The 3,147-nt window shown below is 38.1% G+C and carries 1 protein-coding gene; it reads right to left on the reverse strand.

The features are described from left to right. Positions 1 to 184: 184 nt before the first annotated feature. On the reverse strand, positions 185 to 3,049 hold the full coding sequence (locus H7T99_RS10475; protein WP_037602292.1) for an N-acetylmuramoyl-L-alanine amidase family protein: 2,865 nt from the start codon (positions 3,047 to 3,049) through the stop codon (positions 185 to 187). Positions 3,050 to 3,147 lie beyond the last annotated feature (98 nt).

Consider the following 3,147-nt stretch of genomic DNA (forward strand, 5'->3'; position numbering starts at 1 on the left):
TGGATTTAGGAGATTATGAAAAAGAAAAGTTTTAGGATGGTTATAGTATATAAAGCAAAGCCTAAAGTTTTCTTAAAGTAGACAAAAATTATTTTCTTGGATTTTTAAAAGGAAGTTGAAATTAATCAACTTCCTTAGTATAGATGTCTTATAAGAATAATTTTAGTCGATTTTCGGACTTAATTTACAATTGATTTGCACGTCCATTTTCATCAAAGTGATAAGTCACACCATTGATGGTACGTGTTTGGTTGGTTACGAGCTCCCCAGAGTTTTCATCGTAGTAACGAGTCCCCTTGTAGTCTGTAACGAAATTGCCTTTAATTTGCTTACCTTGATAATCAAAGTAGAGGTGTTGACCATTGATGACTTGATCAAATAGAAGAGCCTTTCCATCGTTACCGAAGTAGTACCAGTGTCCATCTGCATAGACGAATTGGTTGGTTACAGCAGCACCTGTTTCAGCGTCGAAGTAGTAAGTTGGGTTGTCTTCTGCTCTGCTAAGAAAAGAAATATAAAACTTAGGTCCAACTAATTTTCCACGAACTTGTTCGTTTGTTTCGTATTTGTTCATTGGATTGGCAGAGAAATAGTAAAGTTTCCCATCAATTTTTTTGAAACCTGCGACTTTTTTACCATTTTCTAGGTAGAACCAACTACCGCGAGATTTAACAAAACCAGTTTTTTCTACAGCTTCGCCAGTTTCATCATCATAGTAAGGTGGATTTTGATATATGTTAAAGGAACCACGAAGGACCCTTCCGTTTTGCTCAACATAGTAATCCTTACCGTTAACACTTATACTTCCAGTTCGTCCATTACTGCTAAAATAGTATAAATCGTCACCAATTTTAATAAACTGATCACGAGGGAGCTCTTTCCGTGCGCCAGTATCTTTATCGTAGTAGTAACCATCAAGAACAGTATCTTTAGCTTGTACACCATTATAGTCAAAGTAAACATGTACCCCATCGATGGTTTGTGAGCCTTTAAGGATATTACCTTCTGCATCTGCATAGTACCATTTACCATTATGGTTGAAGTATTGATTTTTTACAAGAGCACCGGAGTCTTTATCATAATATCTCATAGGAGTACCAGATAGATAATATTTTTCTTTTATGACTAATTTACCATCTTTGTCAGTAAAGCCCCCTTTAATTTGTTGCCCTGTTTTAGTATCAAAATGGACTTGAACCCCATCGATGGTCTGTTCGCCTTTGAGAATCTTACCCTCAGCATTGACGTAGTACCAATTATCGTTAACTTGGACATAGCGACTTGTTCCCAAATCTACTTTGGCACCAGAATTTTGGTCGTAATAGTAACCATTATCACCAAACTCTCCTTTTACTTGTTTACCCCCATAAGGATCAAAGTATACAGGAACATTGTTAATGGTTTGAGAACCTTTAAGTCTTTTACCGTCATTGCCTACATAGTACCAGTCTTTATCAACTTGGACATAGCTATTGGTTACGAGAGCACCAGTGACCCCATCGTAGTATTTATCGTTTCTTGCGAAATTTCCTTTAACTTGAGCACCAGTTTCTTTATCAAAGAAGTATTCAATGTTGTCGATGACTGTTGCCCCTTTGATAGCCTTACTATCAGCTCCAATAAAGTAGGTTTTGTCTTTAACTGTTACGAAACGATTAGTAACTAGATTTCCAGAGTCTTTATCATGAAATTGTTTGTTGTAGTCAAAATCTCCTTTCACTTGGATACCTTTATAGCCAAAGTAGACATGAGCGCCATCAATAGTTTGTTCACCTGTCAAGATTTTTCCATCGTTACCGATGTAGTACCAGTTGCCTTTAATTTGAACATAACGGTTTGTGCCTAGGTCGACTCGGTTACCATCCTGATCATAGAAGTAGCCATCGTCACCAAAATTGTCGAAGACTTGTCTTCCATCATATGTAAAGTAAACCTGTTTACCATTGATAGTTTTAGCACCTTTTACACGAATACCCTGCTCATCAACATAGTAGCGTTCATTTTGGTGGGTATAGTTATCGTAGGCAATAACGTAGTTGTTAGTGACTAGTGCACCAGAATCTTTGTCGTAATAGTGTTCTTTATTGTTAGTATCATTTCTAACAAAATAGCCCTTAACTTGAACACCACCTTGATTGAAGTAAACCTTAACGCCATCGATGGTTTGTGGTCCCTTTAAAATAGCACCATCATTTCCAGCATAGTACCATTTTCCGTTTAATTCAAAATAGCGGTTTGTCCCGAAATCAACTTGTTTTCCGTTTTCGTCGTAATAACGGTCATCAGAAGCAAATCTACCTTTAACTTGTTCACCGTAGTCGTCAAAATAATTCCATTCCCCATTAATTTCTTTGGGACCGATTACTTTATTGCCATTTTCATCTAGGTAATAGGTGCTACCGTAACTCTCAACGAATTTATTAGTAACAAGAGCACCAGAATCTTTGTCATAATAGTGACCGTCCCAGGTAAATTCCCCTTTAACCTGAACACCACTATCTCTAAAGTAGACCTTAACGCCATCAATAGTTTGTGGTCCAGTCAGGTCTTTACCGCTAGCATCTTTGTAATGCCAGTAGCCATATTCGTCTCTATAGTACTGACCACCAGTGACGTTTGTTTCATTAGGTACTGAAGCTGGCTCATTGGCAGCTCGGTCTGTAGTTACAGCTTCGCGCGTTTGGCCTGTGGCTGATTCTGCAGGAGTTTGGCTTTCACTTGCAGTTGTTGAGGCAGTTTCACTGACAACTTCAGAGCTTGCAGCAGAAGTTGTGACTTGTTCTGAGACATTTGTAGTGCTTTCAGTGCTGGCTACCTTTTCAGTAGTAGCAGGAGCTTCAACAACCTTAGTTTCGACAAGGTCTGCTGTGGTTTCCACATTGGTAGATGTTGCAGCAGTTGCATCAAGGTTAGATGCGTTGTCAGCTTTAGCTTCCTCAGCGAAAGCAGGTCTTGCGATAAAGGCAAAACCTGCAAGGGCAGTTGCACATGAGAATGCAATCAGACGTTTTTTGGACTTAGGTCCAGTAAAATTAGAATGTACTTTCATAATTTTTCCTCCATTTCCTAAGTCCTATTATAGCGCTATTTTAGAGACTTTCAAGAAAATATAAGAAATTTAGACAAAAATAAGAAAACGATTACATA

The sequence above is a fragment of the Streptococcus sp. 17.1 genome (assembly GCF_016648655.1).
Classification (GTDB): Bacteria; Bacillota; Bacilli; order Lactobacillales; family Streptococcaceae; genus Streptococcus; species Streptococcus salivarius_E.

What these genes read in the sequence shown, in the direction of transcription:
- H7T99_RS10475 (WP_037602292.1), bottom strand. Translation starts at nt 3,049, where the DNA reads ATGAAAGTACATTCTAATTTTACTGGACCTAAGTCCAAAAAACGTCTG.